We start from the raw sequence: 25,809 nt of genomic DNA on the forward strand, positions 1-25,809 counted from the left end.
TTCATTGATTTGCAAGTTGTGCGAGTTGTTTTCCAACTTTGACGCTTTCTGTAATGGAACGGTCTTCGGGATAGTAATAGGCGGTATCTGCCATGAAAAAGCCTGTTATTTCACTTTGCATTGCAGGCAGTTGGGCGTAGAAATTTGGTGGACAAACCACTTGCGCGAATTCGTAGCGGGAAACGTGGCTGGCTAAAACCCAGTCTGGCTTGAAAGCGGGGTTAAGCTGTTGGAAGTATTGCAGGACTTCGTCAATAAATAATTGGCTGTCTTGGCGGTATTTGGGATGCGTTTGTGGCATGTAGAAGGGGACATAAACGATGTGTGTGCCTAATTCAGGATTGAGATTGCTGTATTCAATCACCCCTGGAATTTTCATAGAACTATCATTGATATTCATCCAAAAATTTTCGCTTAATGGTTGTTTGAGCTTAAAAATAGCGCAGGCAACACCAATATTTTTAATTTGGCGAATTTTTTCTAACGTGGCAGTGGGTAAATCAGGGGCAATATGTGGTACGTAGGGCAAGGGAATGGTGGAGATGACTTTGTCATAAGTCCGTTGTTCGCCTTTAATTTGTAAACCTTGTACTTTTCCGTCAGCCATGAGAATTTTTTCAATGTGGCTGTTGAGTAAAATCTGCCCATTGAGGGCTTTAATACGGTTTTCCATGGCATCGAGTAGGGTATCTGACCCCCCCGTTAAATAGCCTAAGCGTTCTTCCCATAGGCTTGCGCGTGATAAGGCGATGCGTTTGATGCGTGTACCTATCCATGCTGCCGAAAGGGAATCTTTATATTCAAAAAATTTGAGTTCAAATAGGCTATTCCATAAAACTTGGTAGGCTTTTTCGCCTATCCAGCTTTTTAGCCAGTCTGTGCAGGGGATTTTGTCGTATTTTTCCCAGTTTTGGATGTTTTTGGTGTACATCACATGCAGGGCATAGCGGAATTTAGACAGCCAACTTAAATGCGGGAAGCGTAACAGGGCGAAAGGATGTCCCCACGGGTAGAGTTTGCCTTGATAGAAAAAACCCATTTTGGTGGCTTGCCAGCGACATTTATCAGCTAATTCCAATTCATCGAGTAAAGCAAATAACGGGTCGTCGGTCGCACAAATAAAGTGGTAATAGCGTTCGATTTTTAGACCTGCAAAATCAAATGAGGCAGTCATACCACCAATACGGTTGTCGCGTTCGTATAAGTCGACTTGATGACCTGCTTTTAATAATTCGTAGGTGCACATTAAGCCCATCGGTCCTGCACCAATTACCGCAATTTTTGACATGGTCAATCCTGTTTTAATTAGCGTTTTAGCACGACATCTTTATAACGAGGGTCGCAAAACGTTTCTTGCATGGCTTGATAGAAAGGGGTTTGTTTTACGCCAAAGGTGGCTTCGGTATTTACCCCTGTAAAACAATCGCCTGCGGTCAGGGCTTTGAGTTGGTCAGCGGTAAACGGGGGTTTACTGCTAAAGAGGGCGTAAACTTTGAGTAGGATATAAAACAAGCTGTAAGGAATGTGCACAATGGGGGTTTTGAGTTCTTTGACTTGTTTGATGGTTTTTATAATATCCACATAGTCAATATTTTGATTACCGACAACATCGTAAATTGTGCCTTGCGGTTGTTTTTCCATGCAATCGATAATCATTTTACAAAAATCTTTGTTATACAAAGGTTGTCGCATGTAACGACCATCACCGGGAATGGGGAAAGCGGGAACTTTTTCCATAAAACGGGAGAGCCAGCCTAAGTGTTTGGGGTCAAACCAGCCAAACATGAGGGTAGGGCGTAGGATACTGTGGGGAATACCGCTTTCTACAACTAATTTTTCTTGGGCTTTTTTGGTTTCGGTGTAGTCGTCATGTGCGACGGAGTTTACTACAGAGGAGCTGATGTGAACGATGTAGGGGACTTTGTGTTGACGAACCGCATTTAATACTTTTTCGGTTGAAGTGATGTTATTGCGAACAAAGAGTTCGGTATTTTTGCCTGTGATTTGAGCTTGTAACATGAGTAAGCAGGCGGCTTCGGCAAAGTGTTCTGTCCATGTGCCTTCTTCCGCTAAATCGGCTAAAACGGTTTCCACTTCGGGATGGAGCTGTTTGAGTATAGAAAGGTTGTATTCATGTTTATCGATGGCAACAATATTGTAATAACCCATTTCTTTGAGTTGTACAATTAAGTTTTGCCCAACCAGTCCCGCCGCGCCTGTTACAACAATCTTATCACCAAATTTCATGATGCCCTTGTGTGGAAAGTGTCTTTTTACGTAGTCGTAAAGGAGTTTGTCTAAACGATTGTGTTTTTCAATGAGTTGTCTTGTTTTTGCGTCAATTTGTTGGGCTATTCCTGTTTCATCCGTGTTGAGTATCGGTAAAATTGTGGAGTGCCAACCTAGTTTTTCTTTTAGGATTTGTATTGATTCTTCAAAACGGTCTGACAATCCAACAAAGCCGAAACGGTTATGTAAGCGTTTGATGGCTAAATTCAGAACGTGCGGATTATCTAAAAATCCCATTTCTTGATAACCAACAATGGTGCGTGTCATATGGTTGTTGGTTTCAAAGGTAATTTGTTTTTCTAAAAACGCATAAAGACTCATCCCTTGTTGAATCATCGTGTGGTAGGGCGTATCAGGATGACGCGCATAATGGCTATAGAGGGAAATAACACGCTCGATGGGGTCACGTAATAGCGTAAAGTAGCGAGTTTGTTCGTGGGCGATTCCTAATGTGTTGTGAATCCAAAAAGTAATATGCCCATAGATGATTTTAGCGTGTTGCGCTTTTTGTTTGGCGATTTCAAGGGCTTCAGGACTTAAGTCGTAAATAAATACGCGCTCATCTTCTGAATACTCTTGTTCTACAATCGCACGTAAGGAAGTCCCTGCGGTTTTTGGCAGATGGATAAAAAATAGTTTTTCGTCTTGATTCATTGTACTGAGTGAAATCTATAGTTTTTGCCAAACGGAAAAATATTCAAAGTGGTTTTGCTCACCTTCGCTTAAAAAACAGCAAGTTGCGGGAATATTTAAACGACTTAAGCAGGTTTGCATAAAGTCAGCAAAATGCGCACTATCCCAAACATGGGCATGTTCGCGCCGATTTTTGACGTTGGCAATGTGGATTGATAGTTGTTCAGGAGGACAATTAAAAACGTTGGGGTGAACCGCTCGCAGAAAATCGAGATAGTGTTCATCAGTCACGTCACTAACTTGTTGTTGATATTCTGCCCATAAGTGCTCGAATGGGGTTAATTCTCGCGGTTTGTCAAACGTATATAACTTATCAGGCGCGGAAATAACAATGTAGCCGTTGGGTTTAACGATACGAAACAGTTCAGCAACAATATTGATAGGGTTGGCTACATGTTCAATAACGTGATTTAAAATCACAAAGTCATATTGTCCATTAGCAAAAGGACTTAAGCCTTGTTTATCTAAATCGCAATAGTGATTCACAACCACAAAGTTGTTTAATTGGTTTTGTAGCTCAGGAAAGGCTTGTACTAACGTTTCCCGTGAAGCAACATCCGCATATTCAATACTGCATGGTTCAGGCAGTTGCGCAGGTTGATTTAATGCGCCGATTTCTAAGCCTTTTCCTTGCAACAGGGCGTAGCCTGCGCTACGGTGTTTTAAATGGGGTGGCGTACTTGCAACGGGCTGATTGATGGCTCGCGCTTGCCGACTTTCATACTGTCCGAATTGTTCCCAATGTAACCAACCGCCATTGGCTTTACCCTGATAAGCAGGATGATTCGCGACATCAGGATAAAGCATTAGATAATAGGCATTATCAAAGTTTTGTTCAGTTAAATTCATCACGGATACACTTAAAGCGAGAGAAAACGCCCTCATGTATGAAGTGATAGGCGTTACAATGGGCAAAATTGTACAGGAATATAAAAGAAATAAAGAGTATCCAGACATTAAAATGCAAGCATTTTCCCATCTTTCTACGCCTTATAGTCTCATTCAATGTTTAGACCCTCGCTTAAAAATTGTCTTAGCGGTTTTATTTTCGGTATGGATGGTTACGCAAGGACGGGTTTTAGCCCTTGTGTTGGGGTTTGGACTTGCGCTGGGAACGTTGCGGCTTGCCCGTTTATCTTGGGAAATCGTATGGGCACGGTTGCGCCCTTTGAATCTTTTCACCGTGCTTTTATGGCTAATTTTACCGTTGACGAATGGCACAACGGGAGAAATTGTTATATGGCAGGGCTTGTCGATTTATAGCGATGGGATAGCGCAAGCATTGAAAATTACGCTCACCATGAATGCCATTGCCTGCGTGTTAATGGCATTTCTCAGCACGATGGATATTGTCACAATAGGACATGCGTTATCAGGCTTAAAAGTCCCTGAAAAGTTAGTTCATTTACTCTTATTTACAGTGCGATATTTAACTGTTTTACATGCAAGTTATCAGCAACTTACGCAAGCAATGCGCGTGCGGGGGTTTCGGTTACAAGCAACATGGCACTGTTATCGGAGCATTGGCTTTTTATTGGGTATGTTATTAGTGCGCAGTGTCGCACGGGCAAAACGGATTGAAATGGCGATGAAATGTCGCGGATTTCGTGGACAATTTTATCTATTAACAAGGTTTCAATGGCAAGCAAAAGACAGCTTATATTTAATTATTTGGGGACTAATTTTATTCAGCATTACCGCCATGAGCCTGTCTATTTAAGCCATGAATACACCATTATTAGAATTACGGACAATTGATTACGCTTATCAAGCCCATCGTCCTTTATTACAAGGACTGAATTTAACAGTACATCAAGGAGAACGTTTAGCCATTCGTGGTGCGAACGGCAGTGGCAAAACGACCTTGTTACATTTAATCGTCGGACTTTGTAAACCAACACGCGGCGAGATTTTTGCATTTGGACGATTGCGCCAAACAGAAGCCGATTTTTGGGAAGTGCGTACTCAAGCAGGTTTAGTGTTTCAAGACGCAGACGACCAACTATTTTGCCCAACGGTAGCGGAGGATGTTGCTTTTGGATTGTTTAATCTGGGAAAGACGGCGCGAGAAGTCACACAAATCACGCGGGAAACATTGGCATTATTAGGTTTAAGTGATTATGCCGAGCGGGTAACTTATCATTTATCAGGCGGTGAAAAACGCCTTGTTGCCTTAGCGACAGTATTAGCCATGCAACCCGATATTTTATTGTTAGATGAACCGACAACAGGGCTAGATGAGCAGGCACAAGCGCGAGTTGTGCAGATTTTGCAAGGTTTACCCCAAGCGATGTTAATTGTTTCTCATGACCGTGATTTTTTAGCGCAATTAACCCCACATCAGCGATTGTTGCAGGCGGGACAGTTAAAAAATAGTTCGTTATTACAAAAACATCCCGAAAGGAATAGCAACTAAATTATCACTCAGTTCAATCACCATTTCCCCATTGTAAAACACAACGCCTAAACATTTTTTATCATATCTATGATTTTGAAAATCGATAATATGTTTAAAATCCTCTTTTTTTATACTACTACTTTGTTTTACTTCAATCGCTAAAATCTCATTTTCAACTTCTATTATAAAATCAATCTCTTTTTTATCATTCGTTCTATAATGATAAATTTCGTAACTTTTTTGCAAATAAGCTAGGTGTTTTTGTAGCTCACAAAATACAAATGTTTCATATAGTTGTCCGCTATAAGGAGAGCTTAACAGTTTTTCTTGAGTATTCATTTTTAACAAACTACAAAGAATGCCTGTGTCATTAAAAAAAACTTTAGGTGATTTAATAAACTGTTTACCTATATTTGCAAAATAAGGCTTTAAAAGCGTCGCTTGATAAATTCTAGTCATGATTGAAAGATAATTATCTGTCGTTATATCTTTAATACCAATATCATTACTAAGGCTTGATTTATTTAAAATAGTCCCGCTTCGCGTTGCTAAAATATTTACAAACTTTATAAAACTGTCAATATCTCTAATATCTGCTAAAGCTCGCGCATCTCTTTCTATATACGTTGCGATATAAGATTTAAACCAAAGTTCTTTTTGTAAGCCTTTAAGATAAAGAATTTCAGGATAACCACCATCAATAATATTTTCTATAATATCATTGTTATAGTCGCTTTTCGGTAATTTAAACTCTTTATTTAAAAGCTTTTCAATAATATTTTCGTGCGGTTTATCCTTTTTTTCTTTACAACTTAAGGGATAAAGCCTTAACTCACAAATTCTTCCTGCAAGCGTATCTTTACTTTCTTTATAATCAAGAATATTGCTACTACCGGTTAGTAAATAACGTCCATTTTTTCTGTTTTTATCAACTTCTATTTTTATATATTCCAAAATAGTAGGAACTTTTTGTATTTCATCGAGACAGATTGGTAGCTCCAAATTTTTTAAAAATCCTTTTGGATTTTCTTTTGCGTAAAGTCTTAGCTCACCATCATCAAAAGTAAGATAATTTTTAAAGTTATTCAGTGCTAGCGTTGACTTTCCTATTTGTCTTGCACCATTCAGTAATACAACGGGAAAAGTATCAAGTGCCATTTTAAGTAGTGCTTCTAATGTTCTCTTTTTCATTTTTTACTATTTTAGTGTAAAAATATTTACCATTATACTATGTAAATTTATAAAGATTCAGTCTGATTTCAGGAATGCTTGTTCTGATTTTCATTGTTGGCACGAATGGCAAAAGACCTGCTAGGTTTTGAAAACTGAGCAGGTCTTTATTTTATCTAACGAGTTATGAATTAATAACAATCGCTACAATTCATTATCTTCATGTTCCGCTTCTAATTGTACTAATTGGCGCGGTTGTTCGGCATGGCTGAAATAACTATTTGTAATTGCATCAGATAAAGCAGGGATTAAATGCCATAAACGGACTAATAATTGGTCTAAATCTTTACGGAAGTTATCGGTAAAGGTTGCAAGTGCATCGACATCGGCTAAACGAACTTGTGTTAAGGATTCTAAAATAATCCGTTCTTCCGCCGCCCGATAAGGGGTATCATCGCCATGCCGTAATACATTGATATAACTTGATAATTGTTCTAGTTGATAGCCGATAGAGCGCGGATTTAGTTCATTTTGTAACAATAATTCAAGCGTTGCATTAACTTGTAAATAAGAGCGATAACGTCGCCGATAAGTTAGCAAGCTATCGGTCACAATTAATAAATTCTCTAGCAGTACCGCCTCATCTTCATTGACTGTGCATAAGGTCGCACGTAATAACTGCCCCGTGTTATAACAGCGTTCTAAACGTCGCCCAATGATTAAAAACCGCCAACCTTGACTGTGCGTCATACTCTCCACGCTCAAACCTTCTAACGCAGATAACCAGAGGATTAAATTATCTAAAACCTGTAAGGCTTCGTTAATTTCTTTCGGGGCTTGCTGTTGTAAACGGTTTAATTCATCCTCAATCGCACTGAATACCCGCCACATATCAGGCGATAATCTATCACGGGTAGAACGTGCCGCATTGAGTAAAAACTGCAATGTGGAGGTTAAACTGCCTACTCGTTGACGGTCTAAAAAGACTGATAATAATTCTTCTCGGGGATTTTCTAAGCGTTGTTGTGCCCCTTCTCCGACAAAACCGGGTAAGGTTTCCGTTAAATAAGTGACTGCACGCAATAAACTTGGTAGCGCAGGATGGTCTTTCGTACTGACAAAATCATACGGGTCGGCTAAATATAATAAAACTGTGCGTAGTAAACGGATAACACCTTCAGCCCGTTCCGCATAGCGTCCCAACCAGAACATATTTTCCGCAACACGACTCGGTAATTCCCCTTGTCCATGCCCTTCAAAAATAACTAATTTTTTCTTCGTTTCAGGAATTAACGATAAATCTTTTTCAGGTTCGGAAGCAATGACCCATGTATCTTTGCTTAAACCGCCACTTTGTGCGGATACCACAGGACTGTCAGCACTTGCTGCGACGCGGGTTAATCCACCAGGCATCACCACATAATTATTTTCATTGGTGACGAGGAAACTACGCAGAACTAATTGACGCGGTTCTAGCCGTCCATTCACAAGTACAGGGGTTGTCGAGCGGATAATCTCTTCCCCACCAACGTACCAATTGGGTTGTGCCAAAATCTGAGCACGCAATAAATCTCGCTGTTTACTGCTTAATAACCGCCCGCGCACGGACACATGTCCAGGCATATTGGCAATGCGTTTAATCACTAATTTATCAATATTTTCTAGCACATACTTACAGGCAGTTTTATCTCCACACCACCATGTTTGTGGTGAAGGGATAATTAACTCTTCGCCTAAAAAGTATTTCGCTAAACTCGGTAAAAACGCATACAGTCCAGCATTTTCTAAAATACTACTGCCTAAAGGATTCGCTAAACCAACGCTACCCATCCGTAAGGATTGCGTTAACCCTGCAACTCCTAAATAAGAATCAGGACGCAACTCTAAAGGGTCACAAGCCCCATCATCAACACGGCGTAAAATCACATCAACAGGCTGTAAACCGTCTAAGGTTTTTAACGCAATTTTCCCATCGCGCACGGTCAAATCTGCCCCTTGCACGAGGGTATAGCCTAAATATTTCGCTAAATATGCATGTTCAAAATAAGTTTCGTTCGCAGGGCCGGGCGTTAATACTACAATACGCGGGTCTTCGTGTGGTGACATACTCGCTAATGTTTGGCGTAAGGTGCGGAAAAACAGCGCGAGGCGATGCACATGGGAATCACGGAACAAACTTGGCAAAATCCGCGAAATGACTAACCGATTTTCTAAGGCATAACCAGCCCCAGAAGGAGCTTGTGTTCTATCTGCAATTGCCCAAAATTCCCCCGTTGCAGAACGGGCTAAATCAACTGCATATAAGGGCAAACGATGCCGTTTAGGTAAAGCAACTCCAACCATTGCCCGCAAAAATCCGGGATGGGCAACAATCAATTCAATCGGGAGCAAGCCTTTACGAATCGTATCACGCGCACCATACAAATCGGCTAATAACAAACTCATTAATTCAGCCCGCTGAATTAAACCCCGCTCGATATGTCCCCACTCCTCGCTAGAAATCACATGCGGAATAGGGTCTAATTGCCATGGGCGGTCTAAACCTTGCGGGTCGCCATACACATTATAAGTCACGCCATTATCACGTAATAAACGTCGACCTTCCTGCCAACGGCGTTCTAACTCCTCATGTCCCATTGAATGAAGAGCACGCATCAAATATTGCCAATGCGGGCGAATTTGCTTCGTTCCCGCATACATCTCATCATAACTATTTGGTAATGTTTGATAAGTTTGGAGAATATCCGCGACCACAGCATCTTGTACGGCGGTAGGCGTCAGCGAGTTAGAATTAGCGTTTTGCATAATATCCTATAGTGGTTTGTCAATCGCTAAATTTGCTGTTTTTGCTAACATTCAGTCACAAGCCTTCGGCTTACGCATGAAAAATAAATCAAGCAATCTAGTTTCTATTAAAGAATCAAATGAACTCAATAGCTTAATAATTATCAATGACCTTGAGTTCTCATCCGTGAATGCGAGGTCTATAAGCATACTACAGAGTGGTAATCTAACTCTATAAGCCGAGACTTTTTAGGTGTATTATCAAATTCTCCTTACGAAAAAATACCCTGCGTAAACACTCCTTAACGCTATCCCAACCCATACATTCATTCTTTATAAAGCAGAAATAATAGTGATTTTAAACACAATGCCCTTATAAAATAACCAGCATCATTTCTCTCCCATCATTCAGGAGTCAATGATGATTTTGTGAGGATGTTCCCTAAACCAACTTGTTAGTTTTACAAAACCAACACCGTTCTATGAGGAAATAAACCCAATGAAACCACTCAATCAACTTTTTAAAACCACCCTGCTAGCTACAAGCATAACCATTATGCCTTTTTCTAGCGCACTTTATGCCGACGAAGAAATTAGTATAGCCGTTGCAGGTCCTATCACAGGACAATACGCCACGTTCGGACACCAAATGAAAACAGGCACAGAAATAGCCGTTGAAGACCTGAATAAGGCAGGCGGCGTGCTGGGGAAAAAGTTAAAGTTAGAAGTCGGTGACGACGCATGTGACCCCAAACAAGCTGTTGCCGTTGCTAACCAACTCGCTAACAAAAAAGTTGCATTAGTTGCTGGACATTTCTGCTCAGGTTCATCAATTCCCGCCTCCAAAGTCTATAACGAAGAAGGCGTTATCATGATTTCCCCCGGCTCTACCAATCCCAAACTGACAGAAGAAGGCTTATCCAACGTCTTCCGTGTTTGCGGACGTGACGACCAACAAGGCGCGGTTGCGGGTGAATATATCGCCAAAAAATACGCCGACAAAAAAGTTGCCATCCTCCACGACAAAAGCGCGTATGGTAAAGGTCTAGCCGACGAAACCAAAAAAGCCTTAAACGCAGCGGGTAAACAAGAAGTCATGTATGAAGCCATCACCGCAGGCGAAAAAGACTACTCCGCCATTGTCTCCAAACTCAAAAAAGAACAAATTGACGTTGTCTATTTAGGGGGATACCACACCGAAGCAGGCTTAATCATCCGCCAAATGCGTGACCAAGGCATGTCCACCATTCTCGCCGCAGGCGATGCCCTCATGACCGATGAATTCTGGTCAATTACAGGAGCAGCAGGTGAAGGTACACTCATGACATTCAGCCCAGACCCCAGCAAAAACCCCATTGCTGAACCCATTGTTGCTACATTCCGCGCCAAAAAAATCGAGCCTGTTGGCTACATGTTATACAGCTACGGTGCTGTACAAGCATGGGCGCAAGCCGTAGAAAAAGCAGGTACAACCGATGCGAAAAAAGTAGAAGAAGTTTTGCGCAAAGAAACCTTTAAGACTGTTTTAGGCGATGTCAGCTTTAACGCAAAAGGCGACGTTAACGCCCCTGGTTACGTCTTCTACGTCTGGAAAAACGGCAAATATGACTACGTAGAATAATCTACAAAGCCTTACCCCTAAAAAATGGCTCACCTCAACACTGAGCCATTTTTATATTGACTTTCCTAATACCAAATCTCCCATGAAAAGCATTCACGATAAAGGCTATAAAAGACTGTTTTCCAATAAAACTTTTTTTCGCCAACTGATAGAAACCTTTGTTCCAGAACCATGGGTGCAAGATATTGATTTCGAGAGTTGCGAACGCCTAGAAAAAACCTTTATTACTGACCACTACAAAGAAACCGAAAGCGACCTTATTTACAAAGTCAAATTTAAACAACAAGAAGCCTATATTTACGTTTTACTCGAATTTCAATCGACCATTGTTTGGTTTATGGCGTTGCGCGTCCTACACTATATCTGTAGTTTCTGGCTAGACTACGCAGAAAGTCACCCCAAAAAGAAAAAACTACCGCCAATATTTCCCGTTGTACTCTACAATGGAAAAGGAAAATGGAAAAAAAGCACAGAATTGCAGGCTATTTTAGAAAAACCTGAGTTACTAGGCGTTTATACGCCCAATTTCCGCTTTTTCAAAATTGCTGAAAACGACTACTCACCCGAACAACTCCAACAGATACAAAATTTAGTCTCTACCCTTTTTCTTGCGGAAACTCACCCACAAGATATCAAAAAACTGGCACAACAAGCTTTAATCCTCTTTGATAAAACTGACATAGAAGCCGCATCGCTATTCCTGAACTGGTTTATGCAACTGGTTGTACATGGCAAGCGAGAAATTCAGGATTATCAAATATTAGAAACGATTTACCATGACAAACTGGAGGCAGAAATGACACTCACACAAGCAATGGATCAAGAACGTCAAATTTCGTTCAATCTCGGACGACAAGAAGGGGAGCTAATCGGTATAGAAAAAGGGGAGTTAATTGGCATACAGAAAGGCGAGAAGATCGGTATAGAAAAAGGGGTGAAACAAGCTAAAACTGAGACTTTAACCCAGTTACTTACGCACCGCTTTAAGCCCTTAAGCGATGAACAAAAACAGCAAATTCAACAGCTCAGTATAGAACAAATCGATGCACTGATTCTTAAACTAATTCAACCCAATATTGTAACATTCGCCGATTTCTGGCAAGAAATCAGCCTTTATTTACACTAAAAACTAGAGGCAGAAATGACACTCACACAAGCAATGGATCAAGAACGTCAAATTTCGTTCAATCTCGGACGACAAGAAGGGGAGTTAATTGGTATAGAAAAAGGGGAGCTAATTGGCATACAGAAAGGCGAGAAGATCGGTATAGAAAAAGGGGTGAAACAAGCTAAAACTGAGACTTTAACCCAGTTACTTACGCACCGCTTTGAACCCTTAAGCGATGAACAAAAACAACAAATTTCTAAATTCAGTATTGAACAACTAGACACACTACTTTTAAAACTCCTTCAACCTAATATCACAACCCTTGCCGACTTCTGGCGAGAAATAACCCCCTAATATCCATTAACATTGCAATAACCCATAAAAATATATAAAGGTAATAACCAGTTATGTGTGGCATCTGTGGCGAATTACGTTTCGATAATACCTCCCCGCAACTCGACAATCTCAAACGCATGACAAGCGTACTCGCTCGACGTGGCCCTGACAGTGAAGGCTACTACCAAACTGATACCGTTGCCTTTGGACACCGTCGCCTATCCGTTATCGACCTCTCCGAACGAGGCACACAGCCAATGGTCGACAACCAACATAATTTAATCCTTGTTTTCAACGGCACGATTTACAACTATCGAGAACTACGCCACGAACTTATCGAAAAAGGCTACCAATTCCAATCAGAAACTGACACCGAAGTCATCCTAAAAGCCTATGCAGAATGGGGCGATACCTGCGTAAACTACCTACAAGGCATGTTCGCCTTCGCCATCTGGGACAAAACCCAACAACGCTTATTTCTCGCCCGCGACCGCGTTGGCATCAAACCCCTCTACTACGTCAAAACCCCCGAATTTATCCGCTTTGCCTCCACCATGCCCGCCCTGCTCGCAACAGACGGCATCAACAAACAAATAGACCCCATTGGCTTACACCACCACCTAACCCTACACGCCGTTATCCCCGCGCCCTACACCATCCTACAAGGCATTCGCAAAGTAGAACCCGCGACAAGCCTAAGCATCAACAAACAAGGCGACATACAACGGCGCGTTTACTGGCAACTCAACGCCACCCGACCCGCAGAAACCTACAGCGAACAAGACTGGATAGAACTCACCCACACCGCCCTAAAAAACGCCGTCAGCAGTCACCGCTCCGTTGCCGATGTCCCCGTTGGCGTACTCCTCTCAGGCGGATTAGACTCAAGCCTACTCGTTGGACTGCTTGCCGAACACTACGACGCACACAACCTGCTGACTTTCTCCGTTGGCTTTGAAGATGCCCCCGAAGAAAAAGGCAGCGAATTCGAATACTCAGACCAAATTGTCGCCCGCTACAAAACCCGCCACCACCGCTACACCATACCCAACGCCCAAGTTCTACAACGCCTCCCCGAAGCCATCCAAAACATGGCAGAACCAATGGTCGGACAAGATGCTGTTGCCTTCTACCTACTTGCCGAACAAGTGTCACAAACCGTAAAAGTCGTTCAAAGCGGACAAGGTGCGGATGAAGTCTTTGGCGGATACTTCTGGTATCCCCTCATGAACGCCGCAACAGGCAACGACTTAGACCGCTTTCGCCCCTACTACTTTGACCGCACCCACAACGAATTTTTAGAAACCGTACACCCCGACTACCACGGCGAAGACTACACCGCGCAAACCATCGCCAACCTTCTTGCCCAAGACAACGCCAGCGAATTCCTAGACAAAGTGCTACGCATGGATGTCACCACCTTAATTGTTGACGACCCCGTTAAACGGGTTGATAACATGACAATGGCGTGGGGATTAGAAGCCCGTGTCCCTTTCCTAGACCAACAATTGCTTGAAACCGCTGCCAGAATGCCACCCAGCTTAAAAATGCGCGAAAATGGCAAATATCCCCTAAAAGCCATCGCCCGCAAACTCCTCCCTGCCAGCGTCATCGACCGCCCAAAAGGCTACTTTCCTGTCCCTGCTTTAAAATACGTCCGTGGTGAATTTTTAACCTTTATGCGAGAAGTCCTACAATCCGACACCTGTCGACAACGCCAACTATTTAACCGCACCTATGTCGACAAACTCCTTGCTAATCCAGAAGCTTACATGACCCCGCTACAAGGCAGTAAACTATGGCATTTAGCCCTTTTAGAATCTTGGTTACAAACCCATCTTTAAAAACATATAGATAAGTATCACCTCGTTCCCCGCGAGACAGTAAGAACGAAAAAAAGAGGCAATCACCCTCAGCTATTGCCTCTTTTTCTCTCTGATTTGCACTATTCAACAAGCGTAAAAAAACATACCTAACCATGCTTTAAAACGCTATTTTTCCATGAAAATTAAAGGCTCTTATGATAGCATTTTGTAAAATCAATCATTATCCAACAATGGATTTAACACAATGCAACTTATTTTTGATGTTCTTGGCTGGATTTTCTATAAAATACTTGTCTTTGCAATAGTTTCCATCGTCTTTGTTTCTGGAACTGCCTTTTATCACTGGGTTACGACATTAGAATTACAAGACTTACCTCCCCTAACAGAACAAACTCAACAAATTCTCAAAAAAATCCCCGTTATTGCCTTCAATGACCCTAAAGTGCAAGAAATCTGCACAGATATGTCTAAAAAAGGCAAACTATTACAAAGTACTAGCCAAGACTTTTTACAACGTCAACAAGCTCCAAACCCTTTCCGACATCCCTTCGATTACTACATGTGGAAAACCGCAGAACAAGCGTTTATAAATACGCAAAATCAAGCGATTGCTGAGTTTGATAAAAGTGTTGCTACCTGCAATCAATACTTAATCGATGAACATGATATGGCAGAAAAACGGACAAAAGATGAATTAGCCAGCAAAATCCAAGAAATCAGCAAAGAACAAGAAACAACGCTTGCCGTTCTAAACCTGCGGTTTGAAAAAATAAAAGAACTTGAAGCAAGACTTAACAGACTTAAAGAAACACGTCCTAATCCTGCTAATCCTTTAAATGCAGTTGCTTACTATCAATGGCGGGACGAAAAAGATGCAGTGAATAGTGAACTTAACACATTGAATTCAGAGAAAAGAGAATTAACACTTAAGCAAGTGCTACAAGCGAAAGTGATACAACACTTGCAAGACAATATGAGCTATTCCGCTGATGAATCCAGACTTCAACAAAAAATTACAGACCTCAACGCACAACTGAGCAACCTGAAAAGACAACATAATGATATTAAAAGTCAGATAAATGTGCTGAAACAAGAAGAACCTTATTGGATACAAAACCCTTTTAGTAGTTGGCTAGATAAATACGAAGCATTAATTAACCAAAAAGACACATTAATCACGCAACAACAACAAATTATTAACGAAAAAAACCGCCTAGAAAAACTAAAAGCGGATGGTGTCGCCCAATTTTCCCCGTTAAATACCCTCCTCAACCTTAACGATGTATTATGGAATACGTTCAAAACTTACTTATTTAGCACGTTTTTTTTAGCATTCATGATTCTTTTTGGGAACTTATTACAAAAAAGCTTTTGGTACTTCGTTATTGCAAAACAAGCGAGCTATACCAAGCCGATTACTATCGATTGAGATAACAGAGAAAAATGATGAACGGTAATCACACTTTAAATATTATTTTGAAACCGAATGAAACCCTGTTTGTTCACTTGGGTTGGCTACAATATTGCCCTGTCGGTATTATTAAAAAAACAAAGTTTCTATGGTCTTGGCGTTATCCTTTTTTGAGCTATCTAGCGAACTTAAAAGAAATGCAAGTTCTTAAATTACCTGACACAATGACCGAAACAAGCCTGACTTTAGGCTCAAAAGAAGACGCATATAAACACCTAATTGCTGTCGATTTAAATCAATATCAAGCTGTTGTTTTACATCCGCGTCATGTTATTGCCATACAAGGCGATGTTCACTTAAAAAAATGTTGGGTATTGAATCGATTACATGGCTGGGTAACAGGACGCTTACGTTATATTATTTTTTATGGAACAGGCACTATTTACGTTTATGGACAAGGCGGGGTTCATTTAGAGCAAGTAACCTCTCAACAAGCCGTCAGAGTTGACCAATACGCATTAATCGGTAATCAAGCAAATATCCCATTTACCACCATTCGCAATGAAACTTTTTGGGGATATTTCCGCGAAAAAGAAGCTTTATTCGATTACCACTTCATGGGCGATGGCGTTGTGATTCGTCAAGCAACCGTTTCACCCAATCAAATAGCCGCACTCAATTCGAATCCCTTTACTCGTGTTATAAATGGATTAAGCAGTATTGTTGGCAAAGTGTTAGGCTTCTAATTTTTGCAAAAAATCCTTACTTTACAATAAGTAAAATAGCTGGCAGTCCTTTAAAGACCGCTAACCCTAACCGCTTTTTAATCCTACTAACTCTGTAAATCCTAACTCAGACAATATGATAGAGACAAAATCCATGCTTCAACGTCTAGCTGTCTTACAAGAAAATGCCGTTTTATCGGAAATGGATTTACATTTTAGTCGCTTTATTGCCCGTTTAGCCCAATCAGAAGATGACAATATCCCCTTAAGTGCCGCATTAACCAGCTATATGGTTGCGCAAGGGCATGTTTGCTTAGATTTAAAACAATTTGCAGGTCAACTTTTTCCCGCTAATCCTGAAACCGAATTGCCTGAAACAGCCCGTTTACAACTTCCCGCCTTAAACACATGGTTACACAGTCTGCAACACAGTCGCGTTGTTGGACAAAAAGGCGACTATAAACCATTTATTTTAGAAGAAACCCGTTTATATCTCTATCGTTACTGGGATTATGAACAACTATTAGCGCGACAAATTCATCAACGATTAACAGAAACTGATAGCTTAGAACAAGAACTGAATCAAGAAACCTTAAGACTGGGTTTACATGATTTATTTCATAATTCCACTCTGCCCGCAGGCGAAACCGATTGGCAAAGAACCGTAGCATTACAAGCGGTATCAAACCGTTTTTGTATTATTTCAGGCGGGCCGGGAACAGGCAAAACCACTACAGTTGTTAAAATTCTCGCCCTATTACTCGCCCAAAAAACTGACTTACAAATTGCCCTTGTCGCGCCAACAGGCAAAGCCGCCGCCCGTTTACAAGAAGCAATTACCCAAAATAAACACCGTCTCAGTTGTTCTGTTGAAATAAAAGCAAAAATTCCACAAGAAACGTCAACGATTCATCGCTTATTAGGCAGTATTCCCAACTCTCCCTATTTTCAACGTAATGCACAAAATCCTCTACCTTATGATGTGATTGTTGTCGATGAAGCCTCTATGGTTGATTTGGCATTAATGGCAAAGCTGGTGCAAGCGATTCAGCCCCACGCCCGTTTAATTTTACTCGGCGATAAAGACCAACTGGCTTCTGTTGAAGCAGGGACAGTATTAGGCGATTTATGCGCAGTTTTAGATAATCCACCAAGTCACCCGATTTTAAACAAATTGAGTGAAAATATTGTGTTATTAAGAAAAAGTTATCGTTTTGATGATAATAGCGGTATTGGAAAAGTGGCGCACGCGGTTAAAACAGGGAATGCACAAGGCGCGTTAAACGCACTAAAAACAGCTGATTCTAATGTGCAATGGTTCAGCTTGCCGATAAACACCCGTTTACAAACAGCATTACGTGAGCAAGTTATCGCGGGTTTTAGCCATTATTTAAGCCTGATTAATCAACGTTCTCAAGACCCACAAAAGATATTACAAGCATTTGATGAGTTTCGTATTTTATGCGCCTTACGCAAGGGCATGTATGGCGTGGAAGCGGTAAACCGCGTGATTGAACAGATTTTAAAAGCCGAAGGGTTAATAAAGTCTTATTATCCTTGGTATGTCGGACGACCGATTTTAATCACCCAAAATGATTACACCACGCATTTATACAATGGTGATATTGGGATAGTGTTATGGAGTCAAGAATCGCGCAATGAATTGCAAGCCTATTTCCCCGCAACAGATGGCGGAGAACCTCGCGCATTTTGGCTTAACCGTTTACCAGAACATGAAACCGTTTATGCAATGACGATTCATAAAAGTCAAGGTTCTGAATTTGATAATGTATTACTGTTATTACCTGAGCAAGAATCGCCGATTTTAACGCGAGAATTGCTTTATACAGGCATTACCCGCGCTAAAAAAACCGTGAGTATTTGGGGAAAAGAACCTGTTTTTACCAAAGCCGTACAAGCGCGGATTTTGCGTAATTCGGGGTTGGGGGAGGGGTTGATGAGTGCACACACAGGATGAAATAAAAATTTTTGTGATGTCTTAAAAAGCCTTACTAGCGTCTTAAATGCTAGCGGGTTTATGCTTTAAATGGGGAAAACCATGCAATAAGTTGTCTTGTTACGTTATTCGATAAATTACGGTTTAGATATAAAAACGAAAGGTTTGTATGGAAACAAGAGAGCATGTCATTTTATTAAGTACCTGCCCCACAATGGAAGTTGCGCAGTCTATCGCAACAACGTTGGTCGAGGAACGTTTGGTTGCGTGCGTTAATATTTTTCCTGCCTTGCAGTCAGTGTATTTGTGGGATGGGACAGTACAGCAGGAAACAGAAGTGTTGTTGATGATGAAAACCCGCCGTTTTTTGTATGCACAAGTTGAGCAGGTTTTACAAGCGTTACATCCTTATGAAGTGCCTGAATTAATTATGTTACCTATTGTTGCAGGATTACCCAGTTATTTGCAGTGGATTAATGAAGTAACCCTTGCGCATTCATTCGTTGACGGCGGATTGTCCAAACCAGAATGAAAGGTCTTTGCTTAGGAATACATCAACAGGGAGGTATTGTGAGCCTTCGGTTGAGAAGCTGAGTCCAACCATACCATTCATGATGTTGATAGAGCCTGAGCGTAAGTAAATTCTTTCGTGGGCAAGGCGCAGGGTACGAAAGCGGTCTAGGACTGTGCGAATATTCTTCGCGGGGAGTTGTGCTTGTGGTGGGTAGGGACTCAGCGGATAGTTCATGATGGTTTCTGAGTCAAAGAGTTGTTCTATGGTAAATAGGCGGTATTGGTAGGGGTCGTAAACATGCCAGAGCATGACTTGTGCGCTGGAGTAGTGCAGGGTGCAGTGAAATATACCATATTGTTTTATCAGTCGTTCTAGGACTTCGTTGATTTCGTGAATATGTTGGTCTAGGGGGCTGATGGTGCGTGCTTGTACGACGCGGGATGCTTGACCATTGGTTGCGGGATTGCGCATTTCTTTGGGGGTAAGCAGGGATGTGCTTTGTGTTGATGCCATTGAAACGGGAATTTCTGCAATATCGAAGTCTGCGACGAGAAAGCCAAGAAATTGTTGTTCGTCAATAATGGGTTGTACAGCACTGATACAGGGGCGACCTGTGGTATTGCTGATATAGACGGAGGACAGCATAAAGTGTCGTTTGGGGTAGAGGCTGACGGAGTAGGGACGGCGCGAGAGGTCTTGTCCACGAAAATCCATGTCTATTTGTTGGTTTGCACGGATATTTGAGCTGATTTGTTTGCCCATTTTGTCGATGACGTAAATCAGGTGACAATGGGGTACTGTGGTAAATTGCGTGTTTAACAGTTGGTCTAAGGCGTTGACATCTGTCCATGCGGAAACGCACAGTTTGGACAAATTTAGCATTGGTGGTTCAAGCAAGGATGTTAGGACTTTGCGTTGTTCACCAATGGTTTGTTTAATCCACATGATGATTTCCCCCATCTTGATGGTGTTAGACAATGTGGAGTCGCGCCCGTCGTAGCGCGACCATTAAAAATGCGGGTGAATTGTATCAGATTCTAGCAGTTTGCATGGTGTTGCATTTTTTGGATTTGCGTTGTGTCGGGTTAATTCTGTTAAGTCTTTTTGTTGTGAGCCATTTTTATTTATATCTTGCGGTAGGCTTCAATGACGTTGGGTAGGTTGTCTATACGTGCCAAAATATTGCTTAATTCTTCTAAGTTGCTTACTTCTAAGGTAAATTGCATTCTTGCCATGTGTTCTGCTTTGTTGCTGATGGTGTTGACTGCGATGATGTTGATGTTTTCGTTAGCGGCGATAACGGTAATGTCGCGGAGTAGTCCTGTACGGTCATAGGCATGAATTTGAATATCTACAGGGAAAACGGGTTTTGTTTGTGCATCTTGTCGACTCCATGTGACTTCGATCAGGCGTTCGTTTTCTTCGTCTTGCCAGTGTACCGCGTGGGGGCAGTCACGGCGGTGAATGGCAACGCCTCGCCCTTTGGTGATGTAGCCAATAATGGGTTCGTAGGGGATGGGGTTGCAACAGCGGGCGGTGTAGCTGAGTAATCCGCCAACGCCTTTGATGATGATGCCGTCGGTTTTATAGGGTTGGGTGGTAACAGGGTAAATCGGGGTTTTTTCGGGAAATACTTGTTCGTTGAGTGCGTGGGCGATTTGTTGTAGGGTTAAATCACCACGCCCTAAGGCAAGCATGAGTTGTTCAGCGTTTTCTAGTTTAAAGCGTGTTGCGAGTTTGTCGTAGTTGACTTCGTGTAAATTCAGCCGTCGCAGTTCGCGTTCTAATAGGGTACGTCCATCGCGGAGATGTTGTTTTTCATCTTGTTTTTTCAGCCATTGTTTGACTTTAGAACGCGCCCGCGAGGTTTTTAAATAGTTGAAATGAGGTACAAGCCAGTCGCGGCTGGGGCGTTCGTCTTTGGCGGCGAGAATTTCGACTTGGTCGCCACTTTTTAAAATGTAGTTGAGTGAAACAATGCGGTTGTTGATTTTCGCGCCACGGCAACGATGTCCAAGGCTGGTGTGGATATGGTAGGCGAAATCGAGCGGGGTTGAGCCTGTGGGCAGGTCTAGGACTTTGCCTTGTGGGGACATAACATAGACGCGGTCATCTAAAATTTCGGATTTAAATTGGTCGATAAAATCGACATCCCCTTCGGTATTTTCCTCTTTCATTTTGAGGACTTTGCGAAGCCAGCCAATTTTTTGCTCGAAATTTTTATCGTAGCCTAAGCTATTTTCTTTATATCGCCAGTGTGAGGCAACGCCTAATTCGGCGTGGTGGTGCATGGCTTCTGTTCTAATTTGTACTTCAAAGACTTTATCTTCAGGACCATAAACGGCGGTGTGTAATGATTGGTAGTTATTTGGTTTAGGATTGCTGATGTAGTCGTCAAATTCGCTGGGCAGGTGTTTCCATTTGCTGTGTATCAGTCCTAGGGCTAAATAGCAGTCGTGAACATTGTGAACGAGCACGCGCACGGCGCGGATGTCGTAAATGCGGTCAAAATCTAAGTTCTTTTTTTGCATTTTGCGCCAAATGCTGTAAATGTGCTTAGGTCTCCCCATCACATCGCCTTTTATCCCAGCTTGGCGGAGTTCTTCTTGTAAGATTTGAATCACTTGGGCGATATAACGCTCTCTATCGACGCGCTTTTCATCCAGTTTACGTGCAATTTCTTGGTATTCATCAGCATGTAAGTAGCGTAGGGCAAGGTCTTCTAATTCCCATTTTATTTGCCAAATGCCTAAGCGGTTTGCTAAGGGGACGAAAATATCAAGGGTGTCTTGGGCAAAACGTTTTTGGACATCAATCGGTAAATGTTTGAGGGTGCGCATGTTGTGCAAGCGGTCAGCAAGTTTGATGAGCACAACGCGCACATCTTCGACCATTGCCAATAACATTTTGCGCAAGCCTTCAGCTTCTTGAGATTCTTCAGAAAATTTTTGATATTCAATGAGGTTATCAATAAAACGCATTTTATTGACACCGTCTAATAAATTGGTGACGACTTTACCAAAGCGGTTTTGTATCGTTTCTAGGGAAAAATGTTGATCTAGGGCTTCATGCAGGATAGCTGCAACTAATACATCTGTATCCATGCCTAAATCTGCCAAAATATCGGCAACGGTTAAGACATGTATTAAATAAGGTTCTCCCGATGGGCGGGTTTGTTCTTGATAAATTTCGCAGGCGAATTGATACGCTTGTTGAATAGCCTGTTGTTCAGACGCGGAGCGACCTTTCATGATGAGTGTCAACCAGTTGTTGACATTGAGTGTATTCCCCATAACGGGCAATAAAAGCGGGTCTTTAACGCTTACCATTGTTGAAACTCGGTGTAGGAAAGAACACGGAAAACATTAAGCCTGTCGGATAGCGCGTATCCAGTCTAAATACGTTGTTAGCACTATAAGGGTGAATTGTTCGTTGAAAAGGGGAAATCCCTATTTACGATGATTTGTTTTCTATTGCCCCAAAATGGGATTGCATCTAATTTTGTGTCGTGAGATAACATCATACTAATATTTTGATATGTATAGTATAATTGCTAAGTTTAACAGGGTGATCAGCATATGATACCAAAAGCGATATAGGGATTACAGTAATCGTGCCAACATTTGTCGGTATGATTTTTGACTTGCTTTATAAGCAAATGTTTGGGGGAGGGTCTTTGTCGCAGGCGGTTGAAAATGGTGCTGTGTGTATCGGAATCAATCACAGACTTTTCTTGTCGGAATTTTTGCAACCGATGATTATAAAAAATTTGTAGGCATCTTTTTAAAAAAACTCTTAGAATACACAAGACCTATCAATTATCTAAAATTCAAACTTCAAGTATTTTCTTCGCTTAATATATTTATCTGCTAAAAACATCCAGTTTTCTGAATAGTGTCGATGTCTGTTTGTTTAAGCGGGTATAACTGAATAACTTGCTAGTCAATAACTCGTTATCCGTGAATACTTCCTGCGTTTCAATACCATAAAAGTAGAAAGTAAAAATTAAAGAGGTGTTTACATGTCTGATGAATTCACATTAGAACAAGAAATTACATTATTAAAACAAGATACTACATTATTAAATGAATCCTTAGCGGAGTTACAGCAGAAGTTAGCGCAGGAAAAAAATGAGGCACAGCATCTTGTATTAGTAGGGAAAATTAATGATATTCAGCAAGAGCTTGTCGAGGCTCAAAAGAAATTAGTCACGCTAACAGCACAGCAATCGGGGGGGGATAAAGAGGATGAGCAAAAATTAGGCGCGCCTGCTAAATTACATGGCGTTCCTGCCTTACCTGATTATTGCCTACCTGCACCGATTTTTAATGAGCTAAAAGCTAAATTAGTGGTTAAACCTACGCTTGCTGAAGGCGCAGATGGGCAAAAAAATCCTATTTTATTCCTCGCCCCAAGCGGTCGTGGTAAATCTTTGCAAGCAATTGTATTGGCACATGATATTTCTGTTCGTCGCGCTTTTTCTGAGGGGATTTTCTGGATTAATATGGGGTCGCAGCCTGATATTATTGCTCATCAGCAAGCCTTGATTCGGGCATTTAATATTTCTGCAATCGGTACACCTGAATTTATCAGTGCAGAGGAAGGATTAACGATTTTACGCGGGATTGGAAAAGGGAGAGCCTGCTTATTTATTCTCGATGATGTTTATGATGTACGCGATGTCATGGCTTTTTCAGGGTTGGGAAAAGCTTGTCAATTACTGATTACGTCCTGTCATCCTGAAATTGCTGACGATTTAAAGCATTTCATGCCCAGTTTACAAAGCTATACCTTAGAGGCATTTACGAAAGAGCAGGCAATTGATTATTTTAAACAATGTTACACGCAACCTTTACCAGAGCCATTACCCGCTGATTTGACAGCACTGTTTAACACCTGCGAATATTCCCCCACTGCCCTAAAATTATCTGCCCAACTTGCGAAAGCCACCGCAAAACCAGATTGGACAGGTTTATTAACACAGTTACAAGATAGAACCCTTGATTTTCCTGAAGCGCATCCAGTCTCTTTATTACAAGCACTACATCTCAATGTAGAAGCCTTAGGCGATTATGGCGAGTATTACTTAACCTTAGGCGTATTTGCAGACTATACAAAAATTCCGCAAGCTGCCATCGTCTTACTCTGGCGTTATCTCTATCATCTGCCCGATGAAACCGCTTATAACTTTATTCAACAACTCAATGCACAAGGCTTGTTATATTTCAACAGCGATTCACCCCGTAGCGATGTGCATCTACATCCCTATCAACATGATTATTTATGTGAATTTGCAGACTTAGATAAATTGCATACACACTTGCTTGCCGCTTATCGCCGTTACTGCCAACCTCATGGCTGGGCAAAAGGACCCGATGATGGTTATTTCTTTGAATATCTCTGCTTACACCTGCTCGCAGCTGAAAGAACGCGCGAACTTAAAACCCTGTTGATGGATTTTGATTGGCTGAATAACAAACTACGGGCAACTTATCTGCATAATTTAATACAAGATTTTGACCTACTAGAAGACGATACTGATGTCACGACGGTTAAACAGGCACTACAACGCGCTGCTAATGTTTTAGTCAAAGATAAGCACAAATTGGCGGACAAATTGCTTGAGCAACTTTGGGGCAAACCCTCATCCGATATTCAGACCTTACTCAATCAAGCAAAAGAAGTAACACCAGATTGGCATCCCCCAACCTAAACACTGACAGAAACGCAGGACAGCAGGGGGAGTTTTGTCTCATCATCTATAAAGACAAACCGTCTATTTAATAGACGAGATACACCATAAAAGAGGTGTTGAAGGTGCTATGGCTGATAGCAAATCAACCAACAAAAAACAACCGCTAAAAATTCCTAAAGCGCGTAATAATAACGCCCACACATCCATGATGAATTATTTCGACCGAATTTTTCATAGCTTGGAAGAGCGGCTTTATGAATTTATGAATATGCGGAAATATATGCGCCTATACGAAGAGTCGCAGAAACTTCTCAGCATAGAACGCACCATGAATTTAGCGGCGGCAAGCATCTATGAAATAAATTTAGAAAATAAAGTAGATTGTGCCGCCTTACATCAATCAATGGTGACTTTAAATCAATACAATAAACATTTAAAACTAGAACAAACCCGTAGCCTGCCTGCGACACAACAAAAGCTTCTCAAAGAACTCACCCATAATATAGACAATATCGTCCTCAGTATTATTAAAACGACCCGTAATATCCTATGGATTAACAAACTAACCCCTGTGATTAAAGTCTTATTAAAAACCAAAGATAAAGAGGAAGAAGACTACAACACCGATTTAGTGCTGATAGAAATCACGAACGCCTTACTCGGCAAATTAGAAGACCCCCAATTAACAAATATTATTAATGCATTAGAACACAATAACGCGAGCTTAAAACAGCTAGATGCTAAATTACAATTTGAACATATTAACGATGTAAGTGATAAACTCATTGGCTTGCTCAATGATAAACTGCTCATCGTTATTGGCATTTCCGAAACCCTGATTGACGGGACAGAAGGGGATGATGTCGGCGATATCCCTGCGGATAAACGCTTACCTGATGAATTAAAAGTCTTATTTCTTGCATCCAGCGTATTAAATATTTTGTTTAAACTCAAAGAAATTCGTGAAAATATCAAATTACTCTATCGCAGCGTCAAAAATTACTTAAAACTGAGTGAACATGAAAGTTTAGCTAATAAATACAAAGCAATCCTTAAAAATGGAGAACGTAATCCACACGATATTATTGTGCACTCCACCCAAAAACTGAATCGTATCAAAAGCACCATTATTGAACTTTCCGCAGGCATCGATGCCTTTGAACTAAAATTACGTTTAGATGCCCTAGACTTAGAAACCGTCATAAATATGACATACAGTCTCATTTATGAAAAATCACGCCGTACATGGATTAATCCTTACTACCATTGAATTTTGAAATCT

At 41.3% G+C, this 25,809-nt stretch carries 19 protein-coding genes; 12 read left to right on the forward strand and 7 right to left on the reverse strand.

What is annotated here, in order from left to right:
- Position 1: 1 nt before the first annotated feature.
- From BEGALDRAFT_RS12675 to BEGALDRAFT_RS18385, 3 genes are read right to left on the reverse strand one after another with little or no spacing between them, the layout of a single operon-like run.
- Complete coding sequence (locus BEGALDRAFT_RS12675) at positions 2-1,288, reverse strand: NAD(P)/FAD-dependent oxidoreductase (RefSeq protein ID WP_002690568.1); 1,287 nt, start codon at positions 1,286-1,288, stop codon at positions 2-4.
- Positions 1,289-1,305: 17 nt separating this feature from the next.
- The gene (locus BEGALDRAFT_RS18945; RefSeq protein WP_002690570.1) at positions 1,306-2,943 is read right to left on the reverse strand and encodes an NAD-dependent epimerase/dehydratase family protein; all 1,638 of its coding nucleotides are present in this window, start codon (positions 2,941-2,943) and stop codon (positions 1,306-1,308) included.
- Positions 2,944-2,958: 15 nt separating this feature from the next.
- Complete coding sequence (locus BEGALDRAFT_RS18385) at positions 2,959-3,831, reverse strand: class I SAM-dependent methyltransferase (RefSeq protein WP_002690572.1); 873 nt, start codon at positions 3,829-3,831, stop codon at positions 2,959-2,961.
- Between the two features lie 34 nt (positions 3,832-3,865).
- On the opposite strand from BEGALDRAFT_RS18385, the gene cbiQ reads away from it, so the two are divergent.
- Together cbiQ and BEGALDRAFT_RS12695 are read left to right on the forward strand one after the other, a co-directional pair.
- Entirely contained in the window at positions 3,866-4,702 is an 837-nt protein-coding gene (gene cbiQ, locus BEGALDRAFT_RS12690; RefSeq protein ID WP_002690574.1) for a cobalt ECF transporter T component CbiQ, read from the forward strand.
- Between the two features lie 3 nt (positions 4,703-4,705).
- Entirely contained in the window at positions 4,706-5,398 is a 693-nt protein-coding gene (locus tag BEGALDRAFT_RS12695) for an energy-coupling factor ABC transporter ATP-binding protein (RefSeq protein WP_002690576.1), read from the forward strand.
- Here BEGALDRAFT_RS12695 and BEGALDRAFT_RS12700 read toward each other — a convergent pair.
- The gene (locus BEGALDRAFT_RS12700; protein WP_232281986.1) at positions 5,366-6,538 is read right to left on the reverse strand and encodes an ATP-binding protein; all 1,173 of its coding nucleotides are present in this window, start codon (positions 6,536-6,538) and stop codon (positions 5,366-5,368) included. The genes BEGALDRAFT_RS12695 and BEGALDRAFT_RS12700 overlap by 33 nt on opposite strands.
- A gap of 216 nt (positions 6,539-6,754) precedes the next feature.
- On the reverse strand, positions 6,755-9,355 hold the full coding sequence (locus BEGALDRAFT_RS12705) for a circularly permuted type 2 ATP-grasp protein (protein ID WP_002690579.1): 2,601 nt from the start codon (positions 9,353-9,355) through the stop codon (positions 6,755-6,757).
- 478 nt (positions 9,356-9,833) lie between these two features.
- Here BEGALDRAFT_RS12705 and BEGALDRAFT_RS12710 point away from each other — a divergent pair, with 478 nt between their 5' ends.
- The 8 genes from BEGALDRAFT_RS12710 to cutA all read left to right on the forward strand — a co-directional run bounded on the left by BEGALDRAFT_RS12710 (position 9,834) and on the right by cutA (position 18,850).
- Entirely contained in the window at positions 9,834-10,955 is a 1,122-nt protein-coding gene (locus tag BEGALDRAFT_RS12710) for a branched-chain amino acid ABC transporter substrate-binding protein (RefSeq protein ID WP_002690580.1), read from the forward strand.
- A gap of 82 nt (positions 10,956-11,037) precedes the next feature.
- On the forward strand, positions 11,038-12,081 hold the full coding sequence (locus tag BEGALDRAFT_RS12715; RefSeq protein ID WP_002690581.1) for an Rpn family recombination-promoting nuclease/putative transposase: 1,044 nt from the start codon (positions 11,038-11,040) through the stop codon (positions 12,079-12,081).
- 15 nt (positions 12,082-12,096) lie between these two features.
- The gene (locus BEGALDRAFT_RS12720) at positions 12,097-12,417 is read left to right on the forward strand and encodes a DUF4351 domain-containing protein (protein WP_002690582.1); all 321 of its coding nucleotides are present in this window, start codon (positions 12,097-12,099) and stop codon (positions 12,415-12,417) included.
- 53 nt (positions 12,418-12,470) lie between these two features.
- The gene (locus tag BEGALDRAFT_RS12725) at positions 12,471-14,243 is read left to right on the forward strand and encodes an N-acetylglutaminylglutamine amidotransferase (RefSeq protein WP_002690583.1); all 1,773 of its coding nucleotides are present in this window, start codon (positions 12,471-12,473) and stop codon (positions 14,241-14,243) included.
- 226 nt (positions 14,244-14,469) lie between these two features.
- On the forward strand, positions 14,470-15,654 hold the full coding sequence (locus BEGALDRAFT_RS12730) for a coiled-coil domain-containing protein (protein ID WP_002690585.1): 1,185 nt from the start codon (positions 14,470-14,472) through the stop codon (positions 15,652-15,654).
- Positions 15,655-15,668: 14 nt separating this feature from the next.
- Complete coding sequence (locus BEGALDRAFT_RS12735; protein WP_081484180.1) at positions 15,669-16,382, forward strand: AIM24 family protein; 714 nt, start codon at positions 15,669-15,671, stop codon at positions 16,380-16,382.
- A gap of 133 nt (positions 16,383-16,515) precedes the next feature.
- A complete protein-coding gene (gene recD / locus BEGALDRAFT_RS12740) occupies positions 16,516-18,339 on the forward strand; it encodes an exodeoxyribonuclease V subunit alpha (RefSeq protein WP_002690587.1) in 1,824 nt (607 codons plus the stop codon).
- Positions 18,340-18,487: 148 nt separating this feature from the next.
- Positions 18,488-18,850 (forward strand): divalent-cation tolerance protein CutA, encoded by a 363-nt coding sequence (gene cutA, locus BEGALDRAFT_RS12745; protein WP_002690589.1) that lies wholly within the window; start codon positions 18,488-18,490, stop codon positions 18,848-18,850.
- On the opposite strand, the gene BEGALDRAFT_RS12750 is transcribed toward cutA, so the two are convergent.
- Entirely contained in the window at positions 18,815-19,777 is a 963-nt protein-coding gene (locus tag BEGALDRAFT_RS12750; protein ID WP_002690591.1) for a PDC sensor domain-containing protein, read from the reverse strand. The two genes, cutA and BEGALDRAFT_RS12750, sit on opposite strands and share 36 nt — an antisense overlap.
- Before the next feature lie 179 nt (positions 19,778-19,956).
- Positions 19,957-22,161, reverse strand: a complete 2,205-nt coding sequence (gene relA, locus BEGALDRAFT_RS12755; protein WP_002690592.1) for a GTP diphosphokinase — start codon at positions 22,159-22,161, stop codon at positions 19,957-19,959.
- 692 nt (positions 22,162-22,853) lie between these two features.
- Here relA and BEGALDRAFT_RS12760 point away from each other — a divergent pair.
- A complete protein-coding gene (locus BEGALDRAFT_RS12760; RefSeq protein ID WP_002690594.1) occupies positions 22,854-24,545 on the forward strand; it encodes an NB-ARC domain-containing protein in 1,692 nt (563 codons plus the stop codon).
- 109 nt (positions 24,546-24,654) lie between these two features.
- Positions 24,655-25,797, forward strand: coding sequence for a hypothetical protein (locus BEGALDRAFT_RS12765; protein ID WP_002690596.1), 1,143 nt, complete (start codon positions 24,655-24,657; stop codon positions 25,795-25,797).
- Positions 25,798-25,809 lie beyond the last annotated feature (12 nt).

The sequence above is a fragment of the Beggiatoa alba B18LD genome (assembly GCF_000245015.1).
GTDB lineage: Bacteria > Pseudomonadota > Gammaproteobacteria > Beggiatoales > Beggiatoaceae > Beggiatoa > Beggiatoa alba.